The sequence below is a fragment of the Synechococcus sp. FACHB-909 genome, from assembly GCF_014698945.1.
Classification (GTDB): domain Bacteria; phylum Cyanobacteriota; class Cyanobacteriia; order PCC-6307; family Cyanobiaceae; genus Cyanobium.
The window spans coordinates 129321-149529 of record NZ_JACJTY010000007.1 but is presented as its reverse complement, the minus strand read 5'-3'; the positions used below and the strand labels follow the sequence as shown (position 1 = coordinate 149529).

Genomic DNA, 20209 nt, shown 5'->3' with positions numbered 1-20209 from the left:
GATTCATGACGTCCGGACCCTTGCGACTCCGAAGGCAACCGATACCTTCCAGTTCAACCTTTCCAGGCGCGACCATGGCCACCCGGCGCACCGCTTCTGCCACTCCTGGCGTCACTGCCGACGGCTCCTCCGCCCCCGGGGTGGCCAGCGAGACCCAGCCCCTGCGCCATCCCCTCGACCAGGACACGGTGTCCGAATGGATCACCCGGGCGCTCGATGAGGGGGTGCGGCCGGAGCAGGCCCTCGCCTTCATCGGCCTCGGCCTGATGCGGCGCATGGGCGGCGACATCGGGGACGGTTTCGCTGACTGGAAGGATGCCGCCGAGGCGGATCACCCGGTCGACCTGGCGGCCCTGCGCCAGCGGCTCGAGATCACCGACCTGGCCATCCGCACCGGCGCTCCCCTCAGCACCGCTGAGGTGGCCCAGCTGATGGGGGCCCGGCCGGGGGCCGCGCTGGTGGAGCGGGGCGGACTCACGGCCCGCCGCCTGGGGCGCAACGTGTGGAAACTGAGCCGCAGCGCCGATGGCGAGCGGGAGGAGCGCAGCATCGGCTTCGGCGAGGGATTCCGTCGTCGCCTGTGAGCGCGGGAATCCGCACACGATCCCGAAAAGATGTAACGCAGTCGGGCGCGGACCCCGCGGTCCCCGCTAACCCATGGAGGCTCCATACCTGGCGATCCCCTCCATGGGTGTATCCGCTCCACCGGTTCAGCCTCCCACCGGCGCCATCCCCGGGGCTGGCCCCGGCGACATTCTCAAGGAGAGCGGCCAGCGGGAAGTGTTCTGCGGCCTCACCTCCATCGTCTGGCTGCACCGCCGCATGCCCGACGCCTTCTTCCTGGTGGTGGGCTCGCGCACCTGCGCCCACCTGATCCAGTCGGCGGCCGGCGTGATGATCTTCGCCGAACCCCGCTTCGGCACGGCGATCCTGGGCGAACGGGACCTGGCGGGTCTGGCCGATGCCAACGAGGAACTGGACCGGCTGGTGAAGGATCTGCTGGAGCGCCGGCCCGAGATCCGCACCCTCTTCCTGGTGGGCTCCTGCCCCAGCGAGGTGATCAAGCTCGACCTGGCCAAGGCGGCCGAACGCCTCAACACCCAGCTCGTCGGTCGGGTGCGGGTGCTGAACTACTCCGGCAGCGGCATCGAGACCACCTTCACCCAGGGGGAGGACAACGCCCTGCTGGCCATGCTCCCCCTGCTGCCCTCCTCCGATGAGGAGCAGCTGCTGATCGTGGGCACCCTGGCCGATGCGGTGGAGGATCGCTTCCGGCTGATCTTCGAGCGGCTGGGCATCACCACGGTCCGCAGCCTGCCGCCGCGGCGCTCCACCGATCTTCCCCCCGTGGGCAAGGGGACGCGGGTGCTGCTCGCCCAGCCCTTCCTGAGTGCCACCGCCCGGGCGCTGCAGCACCGGGGCGCCACCCTGCTGAGTGCCCCCTATCCCTTCGGCGTGGAGGGCAGCCGCGACTGGATGGCCGCCGCCGCCCATGCCTTCGGCGTGCCCGACGACCGCTTCAACGCCGTGCTCGACCCCCTGGTGGAGCGGGGGCGCCGGGCCCTTGAGCCCCACCGGGAGGTGCTCGCCGGCAAGCGGCTGTTCCTGCTGCCCGACTCCCAGATGGAGATCCCCCTGGCCCGCTTTCTGTCCCGGGAATGCGGCATGGAGCTGGTGGAGGTGGGCACCCCCTACCTCGACCGCCAGCTGATGGCCGCCGACCTGGCCCTGCTGCCCCCCGCCACCCAGCTCAGCGAGGGCCAGGACGTGGACCTGCAGCTGGAGCGGGTGCGGGCCGCCCGCCCCGACCTGGTGCTCTGCGGCCTGGGGCTGGCCAATCCCCTCGAGGCCGAGGGCATCGCCACCAAGTGGTCGATCGAGCTGGTGTTCAGCCCGATCCACGGCTGCGACCAGGCCGGTGAACTGGCCGAACTCTTTGCCCGTCCCCTGCGGCGCCGGGCCGTGCTGCAGCTCTCCTGACACCCCCATGGAACTGACCCTCTGGACCTACGAAGGCCCCCCCCACGTGGGTGCCATGCGCATCGCCACCTCCATGGAGGGGGTGCATTACGTGCTCCATGCCCCCCAGGGCGACACCTACGCCGACCTGCTGTTCACGATGATCGAGCGGCGGGGCCTGCGTCCCCCCGTCACCTACACCACGTTCCAGGCCAGGGATCTGGGCGGTGACACCGCCGAGCTGGTGCAGCGCTCGATCCGCCAGGCCGTCGAGCGCTTCCAGCCCGAGGCGCTGCTGGTGGGCGAGAGCTGCACCGCCGAGCTGATCCAGGACCAGCCCGGCGCCCTGGCCGCCGGCATGAACCTGGGGGTGCCGATGGTGAACCTGGAGCTGCCGGCCTACTCCAAGAAGGAGAACTGGGGCGCCGCCGAGACCTTCTACCAGCTGGTGCGCACCCTGCTCAAGCCCCAGCTGCCGGCTCCGGGCACCCCCAAGCCGTCCCCGTCCCGCTGGCGCGACGAGGGTCGCCGGCCCCGGGTCAACCTGCTGGGCCCCAGCCTGCTGGGCTTCCGCTGCCGGGACGACGTGCTGGAGATCACCCGGCTGCTGGCCGAGCACGGCATCGATGTGGCGGTGGTGGCCCCCCTGGGCGCCCGGCCCGCCGACCTGGAGCGCATCCCCACGGCGGACGCCAATGTCTGCCTCTACCCCGAGGTGGCCGGCCCTGTGTGCAGCTGGCTGGAGCGCAGCTTCGGCACCCCGGTGGTGCGCACGGTGCCGATCGGCATCGGCGCCACCGCCGCCTTCCTGCGGGAGCTGCACGGGGTGCTTGATCTGGCCCTTCCGGCCGAGCTGCAGGAGGTGGAGGGTCAGCCGAGCGAGGCGGAGCGCCGTTCGCGGCTGCCCTGGTATTCCAAGTCGGTGGATTCCACCTACCTCACCGGCAAGCGGGTGTTCATCTTCGCCGATGCCACCCACGCCATCGCCGCCGCCCGGATCGCCTCCAGGGAACTGGGCTTCCAGGTGGTGGGCCTGGGCAGCTACAGCAGGGAGCAGGCCCGGGAGGTGCGGGCCGCCGCTGCCGAGCTGGGCCTGGAGGCCCTGATCACCGACGACTACCTCGTGGTGGAGAAGGCCATGGCCGAGGCGGCCGCGGAGCTGGTGCTCGGCACCCAGATGGAGCGCCACAGCGCCAAGCGGCTGGGGCTGCCCTGTGCCGTGATCAGCGCCCCCCTGCATGTCCAGGACGTGCCGGCCCGCTACTCCCCCCAGATGGGCTGGGAGGGGGCCAACGTGATCTTCGACTCCTGGGTGCACCCGCTGATGATGGGCCTGGAGGAGCACCTGATCGGGATGTTCCGCCACGACTTCGAGTTCGTCGACGGCCACCGCAGCCACCTCGGAGACGGCGCACCGGCGGCGGCTTCGGGCGCCGACCAGGAGGGCTCCACGGCCACGGCCACGGTCCCGACGCCAGCCCCGGCCACCACAGCCACCACAGGGCCGGCACCCGGCACCACCACCGCCGGCGCCGCCGTCCGAGAGGCCCTCGAAAGCCTCTGGACCGCCGATGGTGAGGCCGAACTCGCCAAGATCCCCTTCTTCGTGCGGGGCAAGGTGCGCAAGAACACCGAAGCCTTCGCCCGCGAACGGGGCCTGGAGAGGATCGATGCCGAAGCCCTCTACGACGCCAAGGCCCACTTCAGCCGGTGAGGGCCTCTCTGGCGATGTTTCGGTTTGCGTGATCCCCTGACAGCCGGGATCTGTTCTGAGCAGGCTGTTTCCTTACGTGTGATCCGCCGGTTCTCCGGCTTTCCCTTGTTTTTCCTATGACCACCACACTCACGTCTCCCCCGAGCACCAACCCCCGTGAAGATGGCGAGGGCAGCCTGCAGGTGCATCAGGATGCGTCGATGAACATCGAGGAGGGGGCCCTGGTGATCGCCGTCTACGGCAAGGGCGGCATCGGTAAATCCACCACCTCGTCGAATCTTTCCGCCGCCTTCTCCAAGCTGGGCAAGCGGGTGCTGCAGATCGGTTGTGATCCGAAGCACGACTCCACGTTCACCCTCACCAAGAAGATGGTGCCGACGGTGATCGACATCCTCGAGACCGTCGACTTCCACACCGAGGAGCTGCGGCCCGAGGACTTCGTCTTCGAGGGCTACAACGGCGTGATGTGCGTGGAATCGGGCGGCCCCCCGGCCGGCACCGGCTGCGGCGGCTACGTGACCGGCCAGACGGTCAAGCTGCTCAAGGAGCACCACCTGCTCGAGGACACCGACGTGGTGATCTTCGATGTGCTCGGTGATGTGGTCTGCGGCGGCTTCGCGGCCCCCCTCCAGCACGCCCACTACTGCCTGATCGTCACCGCCAACGATTTCGATTCGATCTTCGCCATGAATCGGATCATGCAGGCGATCAATGCCAAGGCCAAGAACTACAAGGTGCGCCTCGGCGGGGTGATCGCCAATCGCTCCGAGCAGACCGACGAGATCGACAAGTTCAACGAGCGCACCGGCCTGCGCACCATGGCCCACTTCAAGACCGTCGATGCGATCCGCAAGTCACGGCTCAAGAAGTGCACCATCTTCGAGATGGAGAGCACGCCTGAAGTGGAGGCCGTGCAGGAGGAGTACCTCAGCCTGGCCCGCAAGATGCTCACCGACGTCGAACCCCTGGAGGCCGAATCCCTCAAGGATCGGGAGATCTTCGACCTGCTCGGCTTTGATTGAGGTCGGCGCTCCGGCGCCTCGGGCCCCTTTCGGATTGGGGGGGCCTGGGGTCAGGAGCGAGGTACCGGCTTCATGATCCTGGAGCTGCTGCTGTTCACGGCGGTGCTGAGTGTGGACTCCTTCTCGGCGGCGATCGCCCTGGGATTCCGCCATTTCTCCTGGCGCCGGGCCCTGTTCTTCGCCCTCAGCTCGGGCCTCTCGGAAGGCCTGGCCACGGCCATCGGCTTTCTGCTGGGCCGCATCGCCCGCAAGCTGATCATGGACTACGACCACTGGGTGGCCTTCGCGCTGCTGGTGGCGGTGGGCGGCCACATGTGCTGGTCGGCCTACCTGGAGCACCGTGATGGCAACGGGCCGGAGGAGGAGTCGAGGGTGCATGGACCCCTCCGCATCCTGTTCGTTTCGGCCATCACCAGCATCGATTCCCTGGGGGTCGGCGTCTCCCTCGGCATCCTGAACAAGCCGATCGGGCTCTATTCCACCGCCATCGGTGCGGGTGCCTTCGTTTCCACCTACCTCGGGCTGTTTCTGGCCCGCCGGCTCTCCGGGGCGCTGGGCAGCAAGGTGGAGATGCTCGCCGGAGCGGTGCTGATCGCGCTGGGCATCAAGATGCTGTCGATCTAGGGGGCGTGGGAGTTTAGGGGGTGTGGGAGTCAGGCACTGCCCGACATCAGCCACCCTCAGATCTCCGCGGCGGCCCGCTCCACGAGCCGGCGCGCCACGGCCTGAACGCCCGTGTGCTGGTAGGTGTCCGTGAAGGCGTCGAGGAAGGTGGCCATCTGCTTGAAGCTCCCCTGCCAGGGGCCCAGGGTTCCCTCCAGGGCCTGAACCGCCTTTTGGCCGGTGAGACCCAGTTGGCTGCTGAAGCCTTCGGCCCAGCCCAGCCACGGCGCGATGCCCCGGCGCAGGAAGGTCAGATGGGCCCCATCCCCACGACCCGGCAGCAGTCGGGCCATGCCGGCGTAGGCGGGCAGCTGGTGCAGATCCCGCTTGTCGAGGCCTCCCAGCAGGCCATCCAGCCGCTGCAGGGCCTGGTCGCCCAGGGGCAGCAGGGCATCGAAGCAGATCAGGGCGGCCATCCTCACCCGGGCCTCGCCGGCGTAGTCGCCCAGGGCGGCGGCGAAGTCGCCGAAGCTGTCACCGGGCAGGCCATTCACCTGGGTGAAGGCCAGCATCTCGGCGGCCACCTTCAGGCTCAGATCCGCCGCCTGAAGGGAGTCGCTGGTGGGGGTGAGATCGGCGACCCGTTTCACCAGCGGCAGGGCGCCGCCGATGTTGGCCAGCAGCCGCAGTCCACCGGCGGCCTTCTGGGAGCGGTTGACGGCGTCATACAGGCTCAGGGCACGGCTATAGCCTTCGTGGCGGGCCTGGCTCAGCACGTCGGCCCGGGCCCGCACCTGGCGGATCAGCTCCGGATCGCTGCTGCCCAGCACGTCGGCGATCAGCGCGTCAGCCCGGGTGATGTTCTGCCAGCCGCCGGGCACCAGGGTGCTGAGGCCCTTGATGGCCAGCACCGTCAGGTTGCGGCGGGGCAGACGCTCGAGCCGCTCGAGAACGGTGCTCATGCGGCCCCCTGCAGAGCCGCCAGACCCTTGAGGTTGAACCGCCCGAGCAGGTCCTGACGCTGCTCCGGATCCAGTCCATCCCCCTGGCCGATCACCTTGACCTGGAAGCGGTCGGCCACCAGCAGGGCGCTGGCCTGGGCACCCTGCTCCACCAGCGGCCAGCCCTGGAGGCGGCTCTCGCTGGCTTCAAACTTGCTGCGGGCCTCCGGAGCGGTGGTGACATCGGAGATGGCCAGCAGGGCCTTCACCTCGCTGCCATGCTTGAGCCGGGCCTCGCTGAAGCCCCGCTTCTCCTGGGTGAACACCAGCTGGTCCCCGTCCTGGGGCTCGGGAAACAGCCGGTTGAAGGCCGCACCGTTCACCACCTGACTCAGCGGCACATCGGCCACCGTTCCGCCCGGCAGCCAGGAGCGGAAGGGCAGGAGCACGAAGGCACCGATGGACAGGCTGACGACCAGCAGCAGTCCCACTCCCCAGCGCAGCGTGCGGGCCATGGACTCCAGAGGGTGGTACTGGATGACTCCTAGCGGCTTCTTGCGGCCCCGTGCCCGAATCGGCAGATTCCGATGCAATGGCGCCGGCCCGTGGATCGCCTCAGGCGAGGCCCAGGATCTGCATGGAGAGGTCCCACATCCGCTGGGCGGTGACGGGGTTGCTCGCCTTCTCCGACAGCTCCTGGCTGAACTGCTTGCCCCCCTTCGTCTGCCGGTTACCCCAGCTCCAGTGAACACCGGAGGTGGCGAAGTCCGGGTCGGCCACCACCTGGGCCACCCGCTCGCCCGCCAGGGCCTGGCTCACATAGCCGCCGGTGATGTTCTTCTGGAACCAGGGGAAGATCGTCTGGAAGGCCCGCGGGGTGTGGCGGAACAGGGGGGTGTCGGCCACGCAGCCCGGATAGAGGGAGGTGAACACGATGCCCGTGCTGCCGTGCAGCCGGCGGTGCAGCTCCTGGGTGGTGATCATGTTGCAGAGCTTGCTGTCCTTGTAGGCCTTGCCCGGCTTGAAGCTCTTGCCGCTGGCCATGGCGATCGGGGCCTTGAAGCCGGCGGCGAAGCCCGACAGGTCGCCGAGATCGGCGGGCGCCGGGATGGGGATCTTGCCCCCCAGCTCCTTGGAGTTGGCGGTGACGGTGCCCAGGATCACAAGGCGCCGCGAGGGGTGGCTGGAGCGCTTGAGGTCGTCGAGCAGCAGGTGGATCAGCAGGAAATGGCCGAAGTGGTTGGTGGCCATCGAGATCTCGTAGCCCTGGGGCGAGCGCTCCGGGTGCTTCAGCCGCGGCAGGTAGACCGCCGCGTTGCAGACGAGGGCATCGAGGGGGCGGCCGGTGGCATGGAAGGCGTCGACCAGGGCGCGCACGCTGTCGAGATCCGCCAGATCCACCTTCAGGTGGGTCACCGCGGCATCGGGGATGCCCAGGGCCGCCTGGGCCCGCCGGGCCTTGTCGGTGTCCCGGCAGGCCATCACCACATGCCAGCCCCGATCCACCAGGGCCTTGGCGGCGAACAGACCGACACCGGAGGAGGCGCCGGTGATCAGGGCCGTTCCGGGAACGCCGCTGCGGGCGGGGGTGAGGGCGGTGTCACCGGAGGAGGTCACCATGGCGGGGATGGTCCGGGGGCGTAGGGGGCCCCAACCTACGGACGGGCGCCCTGGTTTCCGGATCCGGACACGGCGGATTCAACAGTTGGAAACGGACGGTTCGACTGCCAGATCACCCGCAGGCGATTCGGGGCGATCCACTGGCTCTGCTCCCGGATCAGACGCTGCTCCCCCTCCACCATGAACAGGGCGTCGAAGCGTTCCCTGGCCTTGACCAGCTTGGCGTTCTCCAGCTCCAGCACGGCGGCGATCTCGCCCTGGCTCTCCATGCGCTGCTGGTAGGCGCCGGCGAGGCGGAACAGGCTGACGCCGGTGAGGGCGACCAGCCCCAGCTTGACGGCCAGGCCGATCAGGCTGCAGACCAGCTCCTGCCGCTCGGCAGACAGGGACAGCAGCTGGCTTTCACGGCTGTAGCCACCGGCTTCGCCGCCGGCACGGATCGGCTCGACGCCGGAGGCGGCCGCCGCCGGCGGGCCCTGGGGGCTGGGAATCGGGTGCAGCGAAAACGGGCCGACCGCGCCATCCCCGGCCACCTGCAGGGACCGGGAACGCCGTGGACGGCCCGCGGAGCTTCGTGCAGCGGTGGGCTGGCGCCGGGAAGGCTGGGGCTGGGTCTGGCGCACCTGAGGGAAGGCTGCGAGCCCTCCGCTTGTAGCAGCCTGCCGGGGCCTTGCCAAGGGAGCGGCGCTGCAGCTTCAGGCTTTGTAGAGGCTGAAGCAGAGACGGACAGCCAGCACCCCGGCATGGGCCGCCACGATGAGGGCGATCAGCACTTCGGCCTGATTGATCGGAGTGACCATATCCTTGACGGTGAATGGAGTTTGACCGACCCATTCTTCGGCCATCGCGGGCTACGGTCCAGCCTCCGGCCCTGCCCTGTCACAGCTCTTGATGGCGTCCCAACCCTGCCCCGAGCCCCTGAAGGTGTCCGCCGCCCAGGTGCGCGGCCTCGACCTCTCCCCCCTGGCGGGCCTGGCGTCGCTGGCGCCGGCCGCGCTGCTGACCGAAGCCAGCGGGCTGGCCCTCGACTTCGACTGGCCCCGGGAGGCGGAGGATCCGCGCGAACTCTCGGAGATCCCGGAACTGCGGCTGTGGAGCCTGCGGGCCGATGCGCTCCATCCCTGGCTGCCCCTGGTGCTCGAGCGCAGCGGCGGCCAGCTCACCCGCCATGTGGCCATGCTGCTTCCCCATGGCTTCAGCCCCACCGAGGGGATCCGCTTCGCGCCCGAGAGCCTGGAGCTCTGGATCACCCAGCGCCTGTTCCTGCTCGACCACTGGGCCGCCACCGGGGGGATCGAATGCCGCGCCAACCTGGGCCAGATGGCCGCCGTGCTCGGCTATGAGCTTGATCCCGGCTTCTGGAGCGTGATCCCCTGAGCCTCGAACCAGAGACCCAGGGCGCGGCGGCCGCTGTCCACCGCCAGCACCAGCCCTCCGCCGGGAATCCAGCATGACAGCGCCGCCTGCCCCACCCCTGCCGCCGGAGGCGCCGATGCGCTGGATCGGGTCCACGTGCCTGGAAGGGGACTGGCAGATGGCCATCGACGCCTGGCTGCTGGACGGCCCTGCGCCGGCCTTCCGGCTTTACCGCTGGTCGCGGCCCACCCTTTCGCTGGGCTGGCACCAGCAGCGGCTGGAGCCCCACTGGTGGGACCTGCGGCGCCAGGGGCGCATCGACCTGGTGCGCCGCCCCAGCGGCGGCCGGGCCGTGCTCCATGGCGCCGACCTCACCTATGCCCTGGTGTGGCCCCGGCCGCAGGGACCCCGAGCCGAGGTCTACGGCCGGGCCCTCACCTGGCTGGTGGAGGCCTTCGCCGCCATGGACCTGCCCCTGCACGGCGGCCGCCAGGCGGCCAGCCTGCAGCGCAGCAGCTGCTTCGCCACCAGCACCGTCGCCGACCTGGTCCACGCCAGCGGAGCCAAGCGGGTGGGCAGCGCCCAGCTCTGGCGCGGCGGCCACCTGCTGCAGCACGGTTCGATCCAGCTGGACCCCTGCCCTGCCCTCTGGCGGGAGGTCTTCGGGGGCGATCCGCCGGACCTCGATCCCCTGCCGCTCGCCGGGATCGCCCTGGAAGAGCACCTGCTCCGTTCGGCGGCGCGCTGGCTGCCGTGGCCTGCCGGCCCCGATCCCGGCATCGAGCATCGGCCGTCTCCCCTGCCGCCCCTGGCCCCCCTGGGTGGGGAGGAGCTGGGCTCGATCGCGTCGCTGCTCGCCCGTTATCGGCTGAGCGAGCCCGCTATCGGCTCACCGAGTCCGTCAGCGGCGAGACGTCCCCGGAGCTGACCATGCCGCGGGCCACCTGACCGAGGGCCATGCCGAGGGGGTAGCCGTTCTCCCGGCGGGCGACGGTGAGCAGATTGGCGGGGAGCCGCAGTCCGAGTTTCTTGAGCACCGCGTCCCCCAGTTCGGGGCGCTCCACGGTGCCGCAGGGCAGTCCCGCCGGACTGAGCACCAGCAGCCGCTGGTGGTTGCCGTCGTCCAGCTGGAGGGCGGCCTGCCAGAGCGGGGCGGATTCGGGGATCGCGGGCAGGCTGGAGAGGGGTTGGAGGTGGTCGCCCACCCGCTCCCGGTCCCAGCACTGGACCGGCAGGGACTGGAGGGGCGCGTCATCGATGACCCCCTGCCAGCGACCCCGGTCGCAGACCAGCAGCCACTCCGCCGGGCCGTTGGCCGTCTGGTCGGCGGGGGGGGCAGCGCCGTCGCCGGCATCGGCGATCGGCGGCGCCGTGCCGAGGCGCATCCGGCTCAGCTCCCGCAGGGTGGTGTCGGCCTCCAGCACCCGGAAGCGGCGCTGGGCCACATCGCGGACCTTGAGATCCTTGAGGGCCTGCTGGACGACCAGCATCTGCTTCTGGTTGCGGGCCGCCCCGAGGCCGAACCAGCCGAGCAGGATCAGCCAGGCGCCGGCGATGCCGCCCCCCCGCAGCAGCAGCACCGTCCCCATGCCGACGGCGAACAGGGACAGGAAGCGGCCGCAGGCATTGGCCACCTCCACGCCGCGCCGCTGGCTGCCGGAGAACTGCCAGACCAGGGCCTTGACGATCAGTCCCCCATCCAGGGGCAGCCCGGGCAGCAGGTTGAACAGGCCCAGGATCAGGTTGAGGGCACCGAGCCGTTCCACCATCTGGCCCAGCACCGGCGCGACATGGCTGGCGGCATGGGTGGAGGCCAGCAGGCCGAAACCCAGCACCAGGCTCACCGCCGGTCCCGCCGCCGCCACCATCAGGGCGCCGCGGGCGGTGGAGCATTCCCGCTCGACGCTGGCCACGCCGCCCAGCAGGAACAGGGTGATGCTCTTCACCTTGACCCCCTGGCGCAGGGCCACCAGGGAATGGCCCAGCTCATGCAGCAGCACGGAGACGAACAGGGCCAGGGCCGTGACCAGGGCCACGGCCCAGAGCGCCGCCGGGGCGAGCTGGCTGCCCAGGCTGAGGGCGTACTGCTGCTGGAAGGACAGGGTGGCGAGCAGCAGGATGACGAACCAGCTCGGGTGGATGCGCAGGGGAATGCCGCGGATCGTCAGCAGTTGCCAGCCTTCACCCACGGGCACCGTCCGCTCGGAGATCCGGCCGTGGCCGGAGTTGTTCGTCCCATCCTAGAAAGACAGGCCAGCCGCCCCGATTCCGGTCACCACTCCGCTGCTCAAGATCTGCGGGCTCCGGGAGCCGGCCCAGGCCACCGCCATCGCGGCCCTGGGGGCCGATGCCATCGGCGTCATCGCCGTTCCCGGCTCGCCCCGCTACGTGCCGCCGGAGCAGCGACCCGGATTGTTCGCCGCCATGGCGGCCGGACACCCAGACTGCTTCGGCGTGCTGGTGGTGGCCGATCCCGCTGACGACCAGCTGGAGGAGCTGGCGGCGGGACGGGGCCATGCGGTGCTGCAGCTGCATGGTGAGGAGAGCGTCGAACGCTGCCGTGAGCTGGGCGGGAGGCTGGGGGTGCGCCTCTGGAAGGCCCTGCGGGTGCGGACGCCCGAGGACCTGGAGCGGGCGGCTGCCTATGCGGGCGTGGTGGAGGCCCTGCTGCTCGACGCCTGGTGCCCCGGCCAGCTGGGGGGGACCGGGCACCGGATCCCGATCGAATGGCTGGAGGACTTCCGCCCGCCCATGCCCTGGTGGCTGGCCGGTGGCGTGGGCCCCGGGACGGTGGCCGAGCTGCTGGCCCGGCTGCAGCCCGATGGCCTCGATGCCTCCAGTGCCCTGGAGGAGCGCCCCGGCCTCAAGGACCTGGGGCGGGTCGCGGCCCTGGTGGCGGCGGTGCGTGGATCCGGCAGCGGTTGATTGGCGATTGGCCCCGCCGGGTGCAGGATCGGTGCAGCCCGATTCCAAACCCCCACTTGGCCTTCCTCCGCCTCCCTTCGCGAGCCCGTGCCGCCCTGCCCCTGGCCCTGCTGCTGGCCGCACTGCCGGGGGCTCCCGGGCTCCGGGCCCAGGACCTGGTGGGCTGCCAGCTGGTGGACGGCACGCTCCAGTGCGTCCCTGGGGTGACGGCCGACCCCCAGCAGCAGATCCAGCTGCTGCGCCAGCAGATCGCCGGCGATCAGCGGCTCGAGGGGGCGGTGGAGCAGCGGATCACCGGACTCGACCAGCTCCTGCTTCAGGGCCAGGCCATGCAGGGGGCCCTGCTCCAGGCCACGGCGGCCGCCGAAGGGCTGGCCTCCCTGCCCCCGAGCGCCTTCCACTGGTACCGGCTGTCCCCCGGACAGGTCCAGTGGCAGCTGATCCAGGGGGCCAGCGGCCCCACCTATGCCCTCACCCCTGCCGATGTGGCCTCCCAGGTGATGGTGGTGGTGGCGGTGCCAACCCCGGGGGGCAGCCAGCGCAGCGTCTCCCAGGTGGTGGGCCCGGTGGCGCCTCGTCCGGGGAACTGAGCCGGCTCAGGTGCTGAGCAGGGCCTCCTGCTGACGCACGAGCTCGAAGAACTCCTGCTTGAGGCTCGGGTCGTGGCGGAAATCACCGCGCACGACCGAATTGACCATGCTGGTCTGGGGCTCCTTCACCCCGCGCCATTTCATGCAGTAGTGCTGGGCCTTGACCAGGATCGCCAGTCCGAGGGGCTCGCAGAGTCGCTCGATCTCGTTGGCGAGGATGATCACCGCCTCCTCCTGGATGTGGGGCCGGGAGAAGACCCAGTCGGCGACGCGGGAGAACTTCGACAGGCCGATCACCCGCTCACCGGGTTTGATGCCGATCCAGCAGTTGCCGAGGATCGGCACCAGGTGGTGGGAACAGGCGGAACGGATGGAGATGGGCCCGACGGTGTAGATCTCATCGAGCTGCTTCACGTTGGGGAAGCTGGCGATCTTCGGCTGCTCGTGGTAGCGGCCCTTGAACACCTCGTGGAGGTACATCTTGGCGACCCGCTCGGCCGTCTCCTCGGTGTTGTGGTCGTTCTCGATATCGATCACCAGGCTGCGCAGCAGGTCGCGCACCTTGCCGGCCACCTCGATCTCCAGCTGGTCGAGCTCACCCTCGCGCAGGTGTTCGGAGATGTTGTCGTTGGCCAGAAACGGGACCCCTTCCTTCTGCAGCCGTTCGCGGATCCGCAGGCTGACGGGGATGGGGGTCGTGACGGGAGCGGCCTGACGGGCGCTTAGGCCAGTGGGGAGGGTGGATGTCATAAGGGGGGTTAGAAGGCTCCGGCGGCCGGCATCAGGGTGAGGTCCTCAACCGTCTGGCTGTGGGGTTGCCGCGCAAGGTAGAGCAGGGATTCGGCGACCTGCTCGGCTGAAAGCATGGCACGTCGGTCGAAGGAACTGTGGACGGTTTCACTGTCCCAGAGGGGTGTATTCACCGCCCCCAGGGTGAGGGTGCTCACGGCGATGCCGGCGGAGCGCTCCTCCGCCTCGAGGCAGCGGCTGAAGGAAGCCAGGGCCGCCTTGCTGACGCAGTAGGCCCCCCACTCGGGAAAGGCGTTGCGGGCGGCATGGCTGCTGACGTTGATGATCCGCCCGCCACCCGCCTGGCGCAGGGCCGGCAGCACCGCCTGGCAGACCTGGAAGACGCTGGTGAGGTTCAGCTGCAGCAGCCACTGCCAGCGCTCGACCGGCATCGCCGCCAGGGGGCCGGTCCAGGCGGCACCGGCGTTGTTGATCACCACCGAAGGCACCAGACCGCGCCCGAGCAGTTGGGCCAGGGCGGGGGCAATCGCCTCCGGGTGGCTCAGGTCAAGGGCCAGGGTCTCGACGCGGCGGCCCAGGCCCCGCAGCTCGGAGGCGAGCCCGTCAAGGTCGGCCAGCGTGCGGGCGACCAGCAGCAGGTCGTAGCCCTCGGCGGCGAAACGCCGCGCGGTGGCAGCGCCGATGCCGCGGGAGGCACCGGTGATCAGGGCGACGGGCAAAGGGCGGTGCGGCAGGGAGCCAAACCCTACGGTGCGTGGGCGGGATCCGGCGTCGCCCCCTCGAGGACCTGGCCCATGCGCCGGAACTTGGCGTAGCGGGCCTCCAGCAGGGCGGATTCACTGCAGCTCTGCAGCTCCGCGAGGTGGCTGAGCAGGGCCTGGCGCAGCGTTTCGGCGGCCTGCATCGGCGCCCAGTGGTTGCCCCCGGAGGGTTCCTTGAGCAGGGCATCCACCAGCCCGAGCTGCAGCAGATCGGCGCCGGTGATGCGCAGGGCCTCGGCGGCGGCGGGGGCCTTGCCCGCATCGCGCCAGAGGATGGAGGCGCAGGCCTCGGGGCTGGCCACCGTGTAGACGCTGTGCTCGAACATCAGCAGGCGGTCGGCCACGCCGATACCCAGGGCGCCGCCGGAGCCCCCTTCCCCGATCACCACCGCGATGATCGGCACCCGCAGCCGGAACATCTCGCGCAGGTTCACGGCGATCGCCTCCCCCTGGCCCTCCTCCTCGGCCTTGACGCCGGCGTAGGCCCCGGGGGTGTCGATGAAGCTGAGGATCGGCAGGCGGAAGCGATCGGCGTGCTCCATCAGCCGCAGCGCCTTGCGGTAGCCGCCCGGGGAGGCCATGCCGAAGTTGCGCGCCACGTTCTCCTTCATGTCGCGGCCCTTCTGGTGGCCGAGCAGCACCACGGGCTGGTCGCCGATGCGACCCACTCCGCCCACCAGGGCGCGATCGTCGTTGCCGCGGCGGTCGCCGTGCAGCTCGATCCACTCGTCGGTGATGACCTGGATGTAATCGAGGGTGCTGGGCCGCTGGGGGTGGCGGGCCACCTGGATCTTCTGGGCCGGGGAGAGGGAGCTGAAGATCTCCTCCCGCCGCCGGGTGGCGAGGGTTTCCAGCTGCAGCAGCTGCTGGCTCACGTCCACCTCGGAATCACGGGCCAGCTGGCGGATCTGCTCGATCTGCTCCTCGAGCTCCACCAGCGGTTTCTCGAAGTCCAGCAGAACGCGGCGGGCCATGGGCTCTCAGGCGGGGGGATCAGGTGATGGAGAGACTGGGGATCGCTGCCGGGACTTCCAGGCCGAGGGCCTGGAAACCGTGGCGAAGGGAGGCGGCGCCGATCAGGTCCATCTTCTCGAGGGTGATGTTGTTGCGGCCCCAGCTGAAGTTGGTGTGCAGACCTTCGAACTCCAGCAGCATCGCTTCGGCGAAGCAGGCGAACATCTGGCGCTGCGGTTTGGCCATCTCGGCGGCTTCCATCATCTGCCAGCCGATGTCGGAGCCGAATTCGACGATGCCGCCCTTGAGCACGTGGATGCCGTCGCCGGCGGCCCTGGTGTCCAGGTTCTTGGGGTAGCCGCCGTCGACCATCAGGCAGGGACGGGGCAGCTGGCTGGGGTCGATGTTGCTGGCCTGGGCCAGGCTGGCGACCCAGACCACCACGTCGGCTTCGGCCAGGGCGTCCTCCAGGGGCAGGATGCGACCACCACCGAGCTCCTGCTGGAGATCAGCGAGAGGCTGGGGCCGGCGGGCCACCAGCAGCAGCTCCTGCACGCCGGTGCGCTGGGCGAGCCAGCGGCAGACGGCGCTGCCGATGTCACCGGTGGCGCCCACCACTGCCACCTTCGCCCGGCGCAGGTCGATGCCCAGCTTCGGGGCATTGTCCTCCACCTGACGGCAGAGAACCCAGGCGGTGTGGGTGTTGCCCGTGGTGAAGCGCGTCCAGTCGAGGGTGGTGGCCCGCACCTGCTGCTCCCGCAGCAGCTTGAAGTCCTCGAAGATGATCGAGGTGAAGCCCCCCAGGGCGGTGATGTCGATGCCGGTCTTCTGGGCCAGCTCCATGGCGTTGAGCACCTTGCGCTTGGCCGTCTTGAAGCGGCTCAGCATCTCGGGTACGAACACCGAATCGATGTAGGCGCCTTCGATGCGCTTGCCCGTGGGGCTGGTGACACTGATCCGCTCCACCAGCTGGGGCGGAGCGCTGCACCACATGTCCAGATCCCCCTCCGCGTACTCCTCGAAACCGAGGCTTCGCGCCAGGTTCCGGGCCGACTCAAAGCTGGTGGAATGACCGATCAGGCCGAACATGCAGGAAGGAGAAAGCGGCGGCAGGGGCGGGGCCGGATGTCGCCGACGCTACATCCTCCCCAGGGGTGGGGAAGGGGGGCGGCTCAGCCCACCAGAGCCGCGGCGGCCATTCGGGCGATCTCCCTGGGGGTGAAGCCGATGTCGGTGAGGGCGTCCTGGTAGGCGATCAGGAAATCCTCGATCAGGTCTTCCTTCTCCATGTGGAGCACGGCGGCGTCGGCGGCCACCCGCTCGAGCATGCGGCGCACGTGGGGGAGGTTGTCGCGGTTGGCCTGCTCCAGTTCGGCCCGGGACTCCTCGAGATGGGCCTTGAGCCACTCCTGGCCGTAGTTGAGGTGGGTGTACTCGTCCTTGACGACCCCTTCGGTGATCTTGCGCGCGAACGGATCGGCGACAGGGATATAGATGTGGTAGGCCGAGATGGCGAAGGCTTCGATCAGCAGGGCCTGGATCAGCAGGCAGGTGACCACCTTGCCCTCCTGGAGGGCCGCCTGGAAGTTGTTGCGCAGGGGGGAGAAGAACTCCTGGGCGAAGGGCATGTCGGCGGTGACGCCGAGGTTGTTGCCGCAGGCGGTGAAGCCCTTCATGTGCTTCAGCTCCATGCGGGCCAGGCGGGCCAGTTCCTCGGCCTGGTCGGGCAGCAGGGTGCCGAGGGACATGTAGTTGTCGTGAGCTTCCTGCTCACCTTCGATGACGATCGCGTTGATGCGGCTGTAGGCGTCCTTGTAGGCGTCGGTGGTGAAGTCGGGCAGGTCGCTCCCCTCGATCGGGCCCACCGGATCCAGGGAGGAATCGACGGACGTGGTGGTTGCGACGGTGGGCATGGGAACCACGGGGATAAGCAATCCCACGACTTTAGTCACGCTCCGCCGGATGTCGGCGGCCAGTTGCTGTGCAGCAGGGCCTCCAGCCGTCGCTCCCAGCTCTCCACCAGCCGGCCGAACAGCTCGCGGCCCAGCGCTTCGCTGGCGCCGGACGGATCCCCGATCACGCCGCTGGCACTGATCTCCTGCGTGCGCCAGGCGCTGGGGCAGGCCCCTTCCAGGCTCCAGCCCTCAGGCGGGGCCTGGCCTTCGCCGGGGCCGTCGGCGGCGGGGAGGGGCCCGGCGGTGCCCGGTTCGAGAAACAGCATCAGGCTGGTCTCGGCCAGACCGGCGTGGAGGCCGTTGCTGCGTTCCGGTTCGGGAATCAGCGCCCCCAGTCCATCGACACCGCGCCACAGGAAGCAGGGCAGCACCGCCAGGGCGGGTTCCAGCACCCGCAGCTCCCGGGCCGCCGCCTCCAGCAGGCCGATCTGGCCGCCATGGGCGTTGAAGAGCACCAGCCGCCGGAAGCCCGCCGCCGCGACCCCCTGGCCGACGGCCCGCACCAGGTCGATCAGCAGCTCGGCCGGCAGGCTCAGGGTTCCCGGGAAGCCCAGGTGCTCCGGGGAGAAGCCGAGGCTCTGCAGCGGCAGACGCCAGATCGGCAGGTCGGGATCGAGCCGGTCCAGCACTGCGGCGGCCACCCGTTCGGCGAACAGGGCATCGGTGCCGAGGGGCAGCAGCGGACCGTGCTGCTCGACGGCGCCCAGGGGCCAGAGCACCGTGCTGCCCGGACGGGCCGCCTGCTCACGCACGGTGGTCCAGCTGAGGCTGGCGAGGCGTCGCTCGGTGCTGGGGGGCATCGGCGGGGGGAGGAGCGGCCTCAGAAGGGTGATTCGTACAGTGTGGAGCCCCGTGCTTCGCTGAGGACCTCCATGGCAGGAACCGGCAACCCCGCGCCGCGTCAGCCCCGGAACCCCGCCCAGCGCCCCACGCCGCCGGCGAGGCCTGCCGGTTCGGCCCCGGCGCCGCTGCGCAAGCCCCCCCAGGTGTTGATGATCAAGAAGGAGGACGAGGCGGCGCCCGACCCCCCCCTCGCCCCCACCGCCTCCGGCCCGGCCAGCGCCACACCGGTGGCCCCCGCTCCGGTCGCCGCACCGGTGCGCCCCCCCTCGCCCGCCGCGGACGATGACGACCGCTTTGATCTGGCGGGCATCGAGGGCCTGACGATGGCCGATCTGCTCGGACCGGCCACGGATCGGCGCGGCGGTTCGGCGCGCTCGGCCGGCCGGGCCCCCGCCGCCACCGAGGCCGCCCCTGGCGAATCCTCCCGCCAGGCCCGCACCGTCGACGATTTCGACTTCGACGAGGAGGCCTTCCTCGCCGCCCTCGATGAGAACGCCCCGGTGGGCACCACCGGCGAGGTGGTCCAGGGGGTGGTGATCGGCATGGAGAGCGACGGCGTCTATGTGGACATCGGCGGCAAGGCCCCCGGTTTCATGCCCAAGAGCGAGTGCGGCCTGGGGGTGATCACCAACCTCAAGGAGCGCTTCCCGAAGGGGCTGCCGATCGAGGTGCTCGTCACCCGCGAGCAGAACGCCGACGGCATGGTGACGATCAGCGCCCGCGCCCTGGCCCTGCGCCAGAGCTGGGAGAAGGTCCGCCAGCTGGAGAAGGAGGGCAAGGTGGTGCAGGTCAAGGTGAACGGCTTCAACCGCGGCGGTGTCACCTGCGACCTGGAGGGTCTGCGGGGCTTCATCCCCCGCTCCCAGCTCAACGAGGGTGAGAACCATGAGGCCCTCATCGGCCAGACCCTGGGCGTCGCCTTCCTGGAGGTCAACGCCGAGACCCGCAAGCTGGTGCTCTCCGAGAAGCGGGCCGCCACCGCCGCCCGTTTCGCCACCCTGGAGGTGGGGCAGCTCGTGGAAGGCCAGGTGGTGTCGATCAAGCCCTACGGCTTCTTCGTCGACCTGGGCGGTGTCAGCGGCCTGCTGCACCAGTCCTCGATCACCGGCGGTGCCCTGAGGGATCTGCGCGAGGCGTTCCAGCAGGGTGAGCACCTCAAGGCCCTGATCACCGCCGTCGACCCCGCCCGGGGCCGCATCGCCCTCAACACCGCCCTGCTCGAAGGTCCCCCCGGCGAGCTGCTGATCGCCAAGGACACCGTGATGGCCGAGGCCGAGGACCGGGCCCACCGGGCCCGGTCGCTGCTGCGCCAGCAGGAACAGGACGCAGGATGAGCCCAGCCGTGCAGGCACCCAGCCCTGACTGGGAGCTCGACTACTACTCCAGGCCGATCCTGGAGGCCGATGGCAAGAAGCGCTGGGAGCTGCTGATCTGCTCGACGCAGGGTCTGCAGCCGGCGCCGGACCCCTTCCGCTGGTCGATGGCCTGTCCGGCCGCCAGCGTCAACTCCCAGTGGCTGCGCGGGGCGATCGAGGCGGCCCTGGCGGCGGCCGCCGAGCAGGGCTACGGCCCGCCGCGGCGGCTGCGCTGCTGGCGCGGCTCGATGCGGGCCATGGTGCAGCGGGCGGCCGAAGGGCTCGGCCTGGAGCTGGTGCCGAGCCGGCGTTGCTACGGCCTGGTCGAGTGGCTGCGGGAGCGGCAGGCCAGCGTCTACCCCCTGGAGCCCGGCTACATGGCCGGCCCCCTCGCCCCGCCACCGCAGCCGATTCCCCCCGTGGCCCTGCCCCTGCCCGAGGCGGCCCGGGGCGACAGCTGGGGCTGGGCCACCCTGCCGGCCGCCACGCTGGCCGAGGCCGGCGGCTGGGAGATCGCCTTCCCCGGCCTGGTGGCCCTTCCCTCCGACATTGATCCCGCCACCCCGGTGCCCGGGATCCGGCTGTTCAGCCGACGGCGGGCCCTGGCCATCGCCGGCTGGCTGTCCGGCCTGGAGCCGACCCGGCTGGAGGTCAGCGGCGGCCAGCTGGTGCTGGAGGCCGGCCTCGAGGATCGCTGGATCCTGGCGCGACTGCCGGAGGAGGAGGCACGGCTGGCCCAGCAGGCCCTGGCGGAGGCCAGGGAGCGGGCCGGCGGTCTGCAGTTCATCGCCATCCAGGCCAGCGAGGAGGCCTCCAGCCTCGAGGGCTTCTGGCTGCTGCGCGACCTGCCCGAAGGCTGAG

At 70.3% G+C, this 20209-nt stretch carries 23 protein-coding genes; 11 read left to right on the top strand and 12 right to left on the bottom strand.

The annotated features are described in order from the left end of the window. The first annotated feature begins 74 nt into the window (after positions 1-74). From H6G99_RS12540 to H6G99_RS12520, 5 genes are all read left to right on the top strand, one after another. A complete protein-coding gene (locus H6G99_RS12540) occupies positions 75-584 on the top strand; it encodes a DUF8679 domain-containing protein (protein WP_190611804.1) in 510 nt (169 codons plus the stop codon). Positions 585-687: 103 nt separating this feature from the next. After that, the gene (locus tag H6G99_RS12535; protein WP_190611802.1) at positions 688-1980 is read left to right on the top strand and encodes a ferredoxin:protochlorophyllide reductase (ATP-dependent) subunit N; all 1293 of its coding nucleotides are present in this window, start codon (positions 688-690) and stop codon (positions 1978-1980) included. Between the two features lie 7 nt (positions 1981-1987). Further along, positions 1988-3673, top strand: coding sequence for a ferredoxin:protochlorophyllide reductase (ATP-dependent) subunit B (locus tag H6G99_RS12530; protein ID WP_190611800.1), 1686 nt, complete (start codon positions 1988-1990; stop codon positions 3671-3673). Between the two features lie 116 nt (positions 3674-3789). Further along, positions 3790-4695, top strand: a complete 906-nt coding sequence (gene bchL, locus H6G99_RS12525) for a ferredoxin:protochlorophyllide reductase (ATP-dependent) iron-sulfur ATP-binding protein (protein ID WP_094586890.1) — start codon at positions 3790-3792, stop codon at positions 4693-4695. A 72-nt stretch (positions 4696-4767) separates the two neighbouring features. After that, positions 4768-5319, top strand: a complete 552-nt coding sequence (locus H6G99_RS12520) for a manganese efflux pump MntP (protein ID WP_190611799.1) — start codon at positions 4768-4770, stop codon at positions 5317-5319. A 56-nt stretch (positions 5320-5375) separates the two neighbouring features. Here the strand turns inward: H6G99_RS12520 and H6G99_RS12515 are convergent, their stop codons facing one another. The 5 genes from H6G99_RS12515 to psaM form a co-directional block, all read right to left on the bottom strand. Beyond that, a complete protein-coding gene (locus H6G99_RS12515) occupies positions 5376-6260 on the bottom strand; it encodes a hypothetical protein (protein ID WP_190611797.1) in 885 nt (294 codons plus the stop codon). Beyond that, positions 6257-6754, bottom strand: coding sequence for a hypothetical protein (locus H6G99_RS12510; RefSeq protein WP_094586884.1), 498 nt, complete (start codon positions 6752-6754; stop codon positions 6257-6259). The genes H6G99_RS12515 and H6G99_RS12510 overlap by 4 nt, the downstream gene beginning before the upstream one ends. A gap of 100 nt (positions 6755-6854) precedes the next feature. Beyond that, positions 6855-7859 (bottom strand): protochlorophyllide reductase, encoded by a 1005-nt coding sequence (locus H6G99_RS12505; RefSeq protein WP_094586882.1) that lies wholly within the window; start codon positions 7857-7859, stop codon positions 6855-6857. 35 nt (positions 7860-7894) lie between these two features. After that, positions 7895-8392 (bottom strand): hypothetical protein, encoded by a 498-nt coding sequence (locus H6G99_RS12500; protein WP_190611796.1) that lies wholly within the window; start codon positions 8390-8392, stop codon positions 7895-7897. A gap of 162 nt (positions 8393-8554) precedes the next feature. Beyond that, the gene (gene psaM / locus H6G99_RS12495; RefSeq protein WP_043325215.1) at positions 8555-8659 is read right to left on the bottom strand and encodes a photosystem I reaction center subunit XII; all 105 of its coding nucleotides are present in this window, start codon (positions 8657-8659) and stop codon (positions 8555-8557) included. A 91-nt stretch (positions 8660-8750) separates the two neighbouring features. On the opposite strand from psaM, the gene H6G99_RS12490 reads away from it, so the two are divergent. Beyond that, complete coding sequence (locus tag H6G99_RS12490) at positions 8751-9236, top strand: CRR6 family NdhI maturation factor (RefSeq protein WP_094586880.1); 486 nt, start codon at positions 8751-8753, stop codon at positions 9234-9236. Between the two features lie 73 nt (positions 9237-9309). After that, positions 9310-10143 carry a lipoyl protein ligase domain-containing protein gene (locus H6G99_RS12485; RefSeq protein ID WP_190611794.1) on the top strand — a complete coding sequence of 278 codons (834 nt, stop codon included), beginning with the start codon at positions 9310-9312 and terminating at the stop codon, positions 10141-10143. Here the strand turns inward: H6G99_RS12485 and H6G99_RS12480 are convergent. Then, positions 10097-11404 carry a M50 family metallopeptidase gene (locus tag H6G99_RS12480; protein WP_190611895.1) on the bottom strand — a complete coding sequence of 436 codons (1308 nt, stop codon included), beginning with the start codon at positions 11402-11404 and terminating at the stop codon, positions 10097-10099. The two genes, H6G99_RS12485 and H6G99_RS12480, sit on opposite strands and share 47 nt — an antisense overlap. Positions 11405-11480: 76 nt before the next feature. On the opposite strand from H6G99_RS12480, the gene H6G99_RS12475 reads away from it, so the two are divergent. Both H6G99_RS12475 and H6G99_RS12470 read left to right on the top strand, forming a co-directional pair. Further along, positions 11481-12140 carry a phosphoribosylanthranilate isomerase gene (locus H6G99_RS12475; protein WP_190611894.1) on the top strand — a complete coding sequence of 220 codons (660 nt, stop codon included), beginning with the start codon at positions 11481-11483 and terminating at the stop codon, positions 12138-12140. A 56-nt stretch (positions 12141-12196) separates the two neighbouring features. Next, entirely contained in the window at positions 12197-12730 is a 534-nt protein-coding gene (locus H6G99_RS12470) for a hypothetical protein (protein WP_190611793.1), read from the top strand. 6 nt (positions 12731-12736) lie between these two features. Here the strand turns inward: H6G99_RS12470 and folE are convergent, their stop codons facing one another. The 6 genes from folE to H6G99_RS12440 form a co-directional block, all read right to left on the bottom strand. After that, complete coding sequence (folE, locus tag H6G99_RS12465) at positions 12737-13480, bottom strand: GTP cyclohydrolase I (RefSeq protein WP_094586870.1); 744 nt, start codon at positions 13478-13480, stop codon at positions 12737-12739. A gap of 8 nt (positions 13481-13488) precedes the next feature. Next, positions 13489-14199: an SDR family oxidoreductase gene (locus tag H6G99_RS12460; protein ID WP_190611791.1), complete on the bottom strand. Its 711-nt coding sequence runs from the start codon at positions 14197-14199 to the stop codon at positions 13489-13491. 26 nt (positions 14200-14225) lie between these two features. Then, the gene (locus H6G99_RS12455) at positions 14226-15215 is read right to left on the bottom strand and encodes an acetyl-CoA carboxylase carboxyltransferase subunit alpha (protein ID WP_094586866.1); all 990 of its coding nucleotides are present in this window, start codon (positions 15213-15215) and stop codon (positions 14226-14228) included. Positions 15216-15234: 19 nt separating this feature from the next. Then, entirely contained in the window at positions 15235-16284 is a 1050-nt protein-coding gene (locus H6G99_RS12450) for a long-chain acyl-[acyl-carrier-protein] reductase (protein WP_190611789.1), read from the bottom strand. A gap of 83 nt (positions 16285-16367) precedes the next feature. Beyond that, the gene (locus H6G99_RS12445; RefSeq protein ID WP_094586862.1) at positions 16368-17108 is read right to left on the bottom strand and encodes an aldehyde oxygenase (deformylating); all 741 of its coding nucleotides are present in this window, start codon (positions 17106-17108) and stop codon (positions 16368-16370) included. 35 nt (positions 17109-17143) lie between these two features. Further along, a complete protein-coding gene (locus H6G99_RS12440) occupies positions 17144-17950 on the bottom strand; it encodes a creatininase family protein (RefSeq protein WP_190611788.1) in 807 nt (268 codons plus the stop codon). A 72-nt stretch (positions 17951-18022) separates the two neighbouring features. Here H6G99_RS12440 and H6G99_RS12435 point away from each other — a divergent pair, with 72 nt between their 5' ends. Next, positions 18023-19327, top strand: coding sequence for a S1 RNA-binding domain-containing protein (locus H6G99_RS12435; protein ID WP_190611786.1), 1305 nt, complete (start codon positions 18023-18025; stop codon positions 19325-19327). After that, positions 19324-20208, top strand: coding sequence for a Tab2/Atab2 family RNA-binding protein (locus H6G99_RS12430; protein ID WP_094586856.1), 885 nt, complete (start codon positions 19324-19326; stop codon positions 20206-20208). Before H6G99_RS12435 ends, H6G99_RS12430 begins: the two co-directional genes overlap by 4 nt. The last annotated feature ends 1 nt before the right edge of the window (position 20209 follow it).

Excerpts from the sequence above, each read along its gene's own strand:
- H6G99_RS12540 (WP_190611804.1), top strand. The coding sequence starts at position 75 with ATGGCCACCCGGCGCACCGCTTCTGCCACTCCTGGCGTCACTGCCGAC.
- H6G99_RS12535 (WP_190611802.1), top strand. The coding sequence starts at position 688 with ATGGGTGTATCCGCTCCACCGGTTCAGCCTCCCACCGGCGCCATCCCC.
- H6G99_RS12530 (WP_190611800.1), top strand. The coding sequence starts at position 1,988 with ATGGAACTGACCCTCTGGACCTACGAAGGCCCCCCCCACGTGGGTGCC.
- bchL (WP_094586890.1), top strand. The coding sequence starts at position 3,790 with ATGACCACCACACTCACGTCTCCCCCGAGCACCAACCCCCGTGAAGAT.
- H6G99_RS12520 (WP_190611799.1), top strand. The coding sequence starts at position 4,768 with ATGATCCTGGAGCTGCTGCTGTTCACGGCGGTGCTGAGTGTGGACTCC.
- H6G99_RS12515 (WP_190611797.1), bottom strand. The coding sequence starts at position 6,260 with ATGAGCACCGTTCTCGAGCGGCTCGAGCGTCTGCCCCGCCGCAACCTG.
- H6G99_RS12510 (WP_094586884.1), bottom strand. The coding sequence starts at position 6,754 with ATGGCCCGCACGCTGCGCTGGGGAGTGGGACTGCTGCTGGTCGTCAGC.
- H6G99_RS12505 (WP_094586882.1), bottom strand. The coding sequence starts at position 7,859 with ATGGTGACCTCCTCCGGTGACACCGCCCTCACCCCCGCCCGCAGCGGC.
- psaM (WP_043325215.1), bottom strand. The coding sequence starts at position 8,659 with ATGGTCACTCCGATCAATCAGGCCGAAGTGCTGATCGCCCTCATCGTG.
- H6G99_RS12490 (WP_094586880.1), top strand. The coding sequence starts at position 8,751 with ATGGCGTCCCAACCCTGCCCCGAGCCCCTGAAGGTGTCCGCCGCCCAG.
- H6G99_RS12485 (WP_190611794.1), top strand. The coding sequence starts at position 9,310 with ATGACAGCGCCGCCTGCCCCACCCCTGCCGCCGGAGGCGCCGATGCGC.
- folE (WP_094586870.1), bottom strand. The coding sequence starts at position 13,480 with ATGACATCCACCCTCCCCACTGGCCTAAGCGCCCGTCAGGCCGCTCCC.
- H6G99_RS12455 (WP_094586866.1), bottom strand. The coding sequence starts at position 15,215 with ATGGCCCGCCGCGTTCTGCTGGACTTCGAGAAACCGCTGGTGGAGCTC.
- H6G99_RS12450 (WP_190611789.1), bottom strand. The coding sequence starts at position 16,284 with ATGTTCGGCCTGATCGGTCATTCCACCAGCTTTGAGTCGGCCCGGAAC.
- H6G99_RS12445 (WP_094586862.1), bottom strand. The coding sequence starts at position 17,108 with ATGCCCACCGTCGCAACCACCACGTCCGTCGATTCCTCCCTGGATCCG.
- H6G99_RS12440 (WP_190611788.1), bottom strand. The coding sequence starts at position 17,950 with ATGCCCCCCAGCACCGAGCGACGCCTCGCCAGCCTCAGCTGGACCACC.
- H6G99_RS12435 (WP_190611786.1), top strand. The coding sequence starts at position 18,023 with ATGGCAGGAACCGGCAACCCCGCGCCGCGTCAGCCCCGGAACCCCGCC.
- H6G99_RS12430 (WP_094586856.1), top strand. The coding sequence starts at position 19,324 with ATGAGCCCAGCCGTGCAGGCACCCAGCCCTGACTGGGAGCTCGACTAC.